The organism is Streptomyces exfoliatus (genome assembly GCF_000725545.1).
GTDB lineage: Bacteria > Actinomycetota > Actinomycetes > Streptomycetales > Streptomycetaceae > Streptomyces > Streptomyces exfoliatus.
The window spans coordinates 453490-459711 of sequence record NZ_JNZP01000015.1 but is presented as its reverse complement, the minus strand read 5'-3'; the positions used below and the strand labels follow the sequence as shown (position 1 = coordinate 459711).

Annotated in this window: 6 protein-coding genes, 1 rRNA gene and 1 pseudogene; 6 read left to right on the top strand and 2 right to left on the bottom strand. The window is 72.5% G+C overall.

All coding sequences use genetic code 11. From position 1 onward, the window contains the following. The 3 genes and pseudogenes from rrf to IO20_RS0119915 all read left to right on the top strand — a co-directional run. Positions 1-95: ribosomal RNA gene (rrf, locus tag IO20_RS37680) — 5S ribosomal RNA — on the top strand; the annotation flags it as partial. Between the two features lie 138 nt (positions 96-233). Further along, positions 234-1204, top strand: a pseudogene (locus IO20_RS42375) (hypothetical protein); the annotation flags it as partial. Positions 1205-1321: 117 nt separating this feature from the next. Next, positions 1322-2137, top strand: coding sequence for a tetratricopeptide repeat protein (locus tag IO20_RS0119915; protein ID WP_030551377.1), 816 nt, complete (start codon positions 1322-1324; stop codon positions 2135-2137). A 65-nt stretch (positions 2138-2202) separates the two neighbouring features. On the opposite strand, the gene IO20_RS0119910 is transcribed toward IO20_RS0119915, so the two are convergent. Next, entirely contained in the window at positions 2203-3498 is a 1296-nt protein-coding gene (locus IO20_RS0119910) for a DUF1015 domain-containing protein (protein WP_030551379.1), read from the bottom strand. Positions 3499-3575: 77 nt separating this feature from the next. Here IO20_RS0119910 and IO20_RS0119905 point away from each other — a divergent pair, with 77 nt between their 5' ends. Together IO20_RS0119905 and IO20_RS0119900 are read left to right on the top strand one after the other, a co-directional pair. Further along, entirely contained in the window at positions 3576-4667 is a 1092-nt protein-coding gene (locus tag IO20_RS0119905) for an HAD hydrolase-like protein (protein ID WP_030551381.1), read from the top strand. A gap of 53 nt (positions 4668-4720) precedes the next feature. Continuing rightward, positions 4721-5569, top strand: coding sequence for an ABC transporter ATP-binding protein (locus IO20_RS0119900; RefSeq protein ID WP_030551383.1), 849 nt, complete (start codon positions 4721-4723; stop codon positions 5567-5569). On the opposite strand, the gene IO20_RS0119895 is transcribed toward IO20_RS0119900, so the two are convergent. After that, the gene (locus IO20_RS0119895; protein ID WP_030551385.1) at positions 5558-5905 is read right to left on the bottom strand and encodes an SCP2 sterol-binding domain-containing protein; all 348 of its coding nucleotides are present in this window, start codon (positions 5903-5905) and stop codon (positions 5558-5560) included. The two genes, IO20_RS0119900 and IO20_RS0119895, sit on opposite strands and share 12 nt — an antisense overlap. 43 nt (positions 5906-5948) lie before the next feature. Between IO20_RS0119895 and IO20_RS0119890 the strand changes: the two genes are divergently transcribed. Beyond that, on the top strand, positions 5949-6215 hold the full coding sequence (locus IO20_RS0119890) for a hypothetical protein (RefSeq protein WP_030551387.1): 267 nt from the start codon (positions 5949-5951) through the stop codon (positions 6213-6215). The last annotated feature ends 7 nt before the right edge of the window (positions 6216-6222 follow it).

Here is a 6222-nt window from a genome sequence, read left to right as displayed (position 1 = left end):
AAACGCCCGGTTACATTCCGAACCCGGAAGCTAAGCCTTTCAGCGCCGATGGTACTGCAGGGGGGACCCTGTGGGAGAGTAGGACGCCGCCGAACAATTCTTCAGGACCCCTGGTCCCAGCGTTCACGCTGGGACCAGGGGTCCTTTTGTTTTTTGCTTGACCTTTTCCGATGCGCGGCAGAGTGCCGGCTGCGCGAGAATGACTGCAGTACCCGAAGACAGGAGTCACGTCGATGTCCACCAACTCTCCCGACGACCGTCCGGAGCGCGAACCGCGTCGCAGGGACGGTGCCGGTGGCGACCGGGGCGGCTTCCGTGGCCCCCGCCGTGACGACAACCGCAGTGGTGGCGGCGGTTTCCGCCGTGACGACCGTGGCGGTGACAACCGCGGCGGCGGCGGTTTCCGTCGTGATGACCGTGGCGGCGACAACCGCGGTGCCGGCGGTGGCTTCCGTCGCGATGATCGCGGTGGTGACAACCGCGGTGGTGGCGGTGGCGGTTTCCGTCGTGACGACAACCGTGGTGCCTTCGTCGTTCCGTCGTGACGACCGCCCTTCCTTCCCCCGTGACGACCGTGGCGGCGACAACCGCGGCGGTGGCGGTTTCCGTCGTGATGACCGTGGCGGCGACAACCGCGGTGCCGGCGGTGGCTTCCGTCGTGACGACCGTGGTGGTGACAACCGTGGCGCCTTCGTCGTTCCGTCGTGACGACCGCCCTTCCTTCCCCCGTGACGACCGTGGCGGCGACAACCGCGGCGGTGGCGGTTTCCGTCGTGATGACCGTGGTGGTGACAACCGTGGTGCCGGCGGTGGGTTCCGTCGTGACGACCGTGGTGGCGACAACCGTGGCGGCGGCGGTGGTGGGTTCCGTCGTGACGACCGTGGCGGCGACAACCGTGGCGCCGGTGGCGGTTTCCGTCGGGACGAGCGGCCTTCGTCGTTCCGTCGTGACGAGCGGCCCTCCTTCCCCCGTGACGACCGTGGCGGGGACAACCGCGGTGGCTTCCGTCGTGACGACCGTCGGGACGAGCGGCCTTCGTCGTTCCGTCGTGACGAGCGGCCCTCCTTCCCCCGTGACGACCGTGGCGGGGACAACCGCGGCGGGTTCCGTCGGGACGAGCGACCCTCGTCCTTCCGGCGGGACGACAACCGCGGTGGCGGCGGGTTCCGTCGTGACGACCGTGGCGGCGACAGCCGTGGCGGTGGCTACAGCCGCGACGACCGGGGCGGCGACCGCGGTGGCTACCGTGGCCGGGACGACCGGGGCGGTTTCGGCCGCCGCGACGACCGCGACCGTGGTGACCGCGCGCCCATCAAGCGGCTGCCGATCCCGGCGGAGGTCACCGGTGAGGAGATCGACCCGGACGTCCGTCAGGAGCTCATGAGCCTGCCCAAGGGGCTGGCCGAGGACGTCGCCCGCAACCTCGTCATGGTCGCTCAGCTGATCGACGAGGACCCGGAGCAGGCCTACGGGTACTCCAGGGTCGCCCTGCGGCTCGCGTCCCGTGTCGCCGCCGTGCGTGAGGCCGCCGGCTTCGCCGCGTACGCCACGCAGAAGTACTCCGAGGCGCTGGCCGAGTTCCGTGCTGCCCGCCGGATGAGCGGTGGCGTCGAGCTGTGGCCCGTCATGGCCGACTGCGAGCGTGGGCTCGGCCGGCCCGAGCGTGCCCTCGCGATGGCCGGTGAGGCCGAGGTGCAGAAGCTGGACAAGGCCGGTCAGGTCGAGATGCGGCTCGTGGCCGCCGGCGCCCGCCGGGACATGGGGCAGCTCGACGCGGCCATCGTGACTCTGCAGAGCCCCGAACTCGCCTCCAGCGCCGTGCACCCGTGGACCGCCCGTCTGCGGTACGCGTACGCCGACGCGCTGCTCGCCGCCGACCGTGAGAGCGAGGCGCGCGACTGGTTCGCCAAGGCTCTGGAAGCCGACAAGGACGGGGCCACGGACGCCTCGGACCGGCTCGCCGAGATGGACGGTGTCGAGTTCGTCGACGCGTTCGACGACTCGGAGGAGGAGTCGGACGACCTCGCGGACGACCTTGCGAACGACGTCTCCGACGACGTCGTCGAGGTGGACGAGGACGAGGACGACGACCTCGACGAGGACGACAGCGACGACAGTGTCGGCGACAAGAGCTGACACGGTTGACATGTGAGAAGGGCGGCACCCTCCGGGGTGCCGCCCTTCCGCGTTTTCCGCGGTCCTCAGTCCAGCGCGAGGCTTCTCAGGACCAGGCCCGTCGCCGGCTTCGGGCCGAAGGACGTCGACTTGCGGGGCATCGTGACGCCCTGGCGGGCGAGGTCCCGTACGACCTCCTCGCGCACCGGGTGCATGAGGACCGCCGTACCGCCGCGGCGTTCAGCCTGGGCGACCGCCGCCGCCGTGTCGTGGATGTAGCTGATGTCCTCGGGGGCGTCCGGGATGTGCCAGACGTGCTCCAGGAGGGTGGAGTGCAGGACCGTCGCGTCCAGGGTGCGCCAGGCCTCGGGGCGGTCCGGGCGGATCGTCCGGTCGAGGAGGGCGGGGTCCGGCCGGTCGACGAGGTGGAAGTGGCCGTCACCGGCCAGCAGGAAGGCGTTGCCGTCCGCCGTGGCGGCCGTGAGGGCCTCCAGAGCCGCCGGCAGGGGGCCGTCGATCCGGCGTACCCGGAAGGAGCCGTCGAGGGCCGCGAGGGCCTCGGACACGGGCAGACGGTTGAGGAGGCGGTGGATGGCGCGGACCCGGAGGGGGTAGCGGGCCGTGTCGATGAGGAGGACCAGGCCGTAGTTCCACGGGCCGGGCGAGGGGTGTTCCTCGCGGAGTCGGAGGTAGGTCGCCCAGCGGTGGTGGCCGTCGGCGATGAGGGCCTGGTGGTGGGAGAGCGCGCCGGCGACCGTGGCGAGTTCCGTGGGGTCCGTGACCGACCAGAGGCGGTGGTGGAAGCCGTCCTCCGTGGTGGTGGAGAGCAGCGGCTCGCGTCGGACGGTGTCCTCGATGACCGTGTTCGCGCCGTCCTCGTCCGCGCCCACGTAGGTGAGGAGCAGGGGCTCCAGGTTGGCGGCGGTGGTGCGCATCAGGGCGGCGCGGTCCTCGACCACGTGCGGCATGACGTCCTCGTGGGGCAGGACGACGCCCTCCGCGGGGTCGGAGAGCTGCAGGGCACCGATGAGGCCGCGCTGGAGGATGCCGTCACCGTGCTGCTCGTACACGTAGAGCGCGGGCTCCGGGTCGGGCGCCAGGACGCCGTCCGCGAGCCAGCGGTCGAGGGTGACGGCGGCCTTGCGGTGGCGGGTGCCGGCGGTGATCGCCTGCGGGAGGATCAGCCGGACGATGTTGTGCGGGTCGGCCGATTCCAGATGGAGCAGTCCGTCAGGTCGTACGACGACGTCATAGGGGGGAGACGTCACGGCGGCGAGGCTGCCGACCCGCTCGGGGACGTACCGGAGTCCGCGGAACGGGGTCAGGCGCAGGCCTGCGGCGTCGTCGCGGACGTCGGCGGCCGCGTGACCTGATGTGTTCATCTCGTCATCGTATGTGGGCGGCGGGCATGAGCGATGATCGGGGGAGCGGGGATCTGATGTGAGGCGAGGAGTGTGCGGTGACGGTGCGGAACGGCCAGGGACGGCAGGATGCGGGCACGAGTCGGCCGGGTGGCAGCGCGGTGCCGCTGAGCGAGGCGTACGACACGGCGCTCCTGGATCTGGACGGTGTCGTGTACGCGGGCGGGGAGGCGGTGCCGTACGCCGTCGACGCGCTCGGTGTGGCGCGGGCCGGGGGGATGCACCTGGCGTACGTCACCAACAACGCGTTGCGGACGCCGGAGGAGGTGGCGGCGCACCTCACCGAGCTCGGGGTGCCCGCGGAGGCCGGCGACGTGGTCACCTCGGCGCAGGCGGTGGCCCGGCTGATCGCCGAGGACGTGCCGGCCGGGTCCCCGGTGCTCGTCGTCGGCGGGGAGGGGCTGCGGGTGGCGCTGCGCGAGCGGGGCCTCGTGCCCGTGGAGTCGGCCGAGGAGGGGCCGGTGGCCGTCGTGCAGGGGTACGGCGGGCCGGACATGCCGTGGGGGCGGTTCGCGGAGGCGGCGTACGCGGTGGGGCGCGGGGTGCCGTGGTACGCCTCGAACACCGACCTGACGATCCCCGGGGCGCGGGGGATCGGGCCGGGGAACGGGGCGGCCGTGGAGGTCGTACGGATCGCCACGGGCGGGCGTGCGGAGCCCAAGGTCGCGGGGAAGCCGCTGCCGCCGATGCACCGGGAGACGGTGCTGCGGACGGGCGCGCGCCGGCCGCTGGTGGTCGGGGACCGGTTGGACACCGACATCGAGGGGGCGTTCAACGGCGGGGTGGACTCGCTGCTCGTCCTGACCGGGGTGACGGACGTGGCGCAGCTGCTCGCGGCGGTGCCGGAGCACCGGCCGACGTATGTGGCGGCCGATCTGCGGGGGCTGCTCACGGGGCAGCCCGAGGTCGTCGCGGCGGAGGACGGCGGGTTCGTGTGCGGGGACTGGCGGGCGTCGGTGAGCGGCGGCGCGCTGGTGCTCGAAGGGCCGGAGGGTCTCGCGGCTCCGGCGGCCGGTGCGGTCGACGTGATGGACGGGGTGCGGGCACTGTGCGGGGCGGCCTGGTCGGCGGCCGATGTCGGCGGGGGCGTACCGGAGGCGGAGAAGGCCCTCACGCGGCTCGGGATGTGAAATTGGGTAGGCTAACCTAACTTCATTTGGGTTGAGGGCACGGGAGCACGGACATGGACGGTCGACAGCAGCGGCTGAGCGCGGAATCGGTGACCCTGGCGTACGAGCAGCGGGTCATCGCCCGCGAGCTGTCCGTCGAGATCCCCGACAACTCCTTCACCGTCATCGTCGGGCCGAACGCCTGCGGCAAGTCCACGCTGCTCCGTGCCCTCTCCCGGATGCTCAAGCCCAGCGAGGGACGCGTCCTGCTCGACGGGCAGTCCATCCACGGCATGCCCGCCAAGAAGGTCGCGAAGACCCTCGGACTGCTGCCCCAGACCTCCGTGGCGCCCGACGGGATCACCGTCGCCGACCTCGTCGCCCGCGGCCGCTACCCGCACCAGGGGCTGCTGCGCCAGTGGTCGCCCGAGGACGAGCGGATCACCCAGGAGTCCATGGAGGCGACCGGCGTCGCCGAGCTGGCCGAGCGGTACGTGGACGAGCTCTCCGGCGGTCAGCGCCAGCGCGTCTGGATCGCCATGGCGCTCGCCCAGCAGACCCCGCTGCTCCTGCTCGACGAGCCGACGACGTACCTCGACATCCAGCACCAGATCGACGTCCTCGACCTCTGTGCCGAGCTGCACGAGACCCAGGGCCGGACGCTCGTCGCCGTGCTGCACGACCTCAACCACGCGGCCAGGTACGCGACCCACCTCATCGCCGTCAGGGACGGCGCCGTGGTCGCGGAGGGCCCGCCGTCCGAGGTCGTGACCGCCGAGCTCGTCGAGCGGGTCTTCGGACTGCGCTGCCAGGTCATCGACGACCCGGAGACGGGGACGCCGCTGGTCGTGCCCGCCGGGCGCAAGGCCCGCGTACCGAAGCCCGCGGCGCCCGCCTCGCAGGAGCCCGCGCTACAGAAGTGAGCGCAGCCGCAGCAGGTCGCGGAAGCCGGCCTCCAGCCTGACCCGGCCCGAGGCCCAGGCCTTCGCGAAGTTCAGGTCGCCGCCCACCATCGCCAGCAGGTCGTCCCCGGTCATCGCGAGCCGGATCTGCGCCTTGGCGGGCGGTGGGCCGGCCACCGTGGAGTCGACCCGGATCCGGCCGTCCGCGAGGCGGCCCGTGAACGTGGTGTCCAGGTCCGTGATGTGGCAGCTCAGGGTGCGGTCGAGCGCGGCGGCCCCGCGCACGTCGCCGTCCGCCCGCGCGAGGCTGTCCGAGAGTCTGTCCAGTGCGCCGCGGCACTCCGTGATCGTCGCCATCGCCGTCGACCGTACCCCAGGCGCACGCGGTAGCGTCGGGAGCATGAACGACGCGATGCCCGAACCGGTGCCCGCGGGCGCCGCCCCCCAGGACGCCCACGAGCCCTCCGCGCCCGCGCCTCTGGGGGTCGCGCGGGAGCTCACCGGGCATCCGGGCGTCGACGGCCACCTGGCGCGTCTCGCCGAGGTGGACGACCTCCCGGCGGACGGACACCTGGAGGTGTACGAGGATGTACACCGTGGACTGCGCGCGGAGCTGACCTCGCTCGACGCGCATCCCGCCCCTCGTCCGAACGAAAACAGGAGCTGAACCGAAC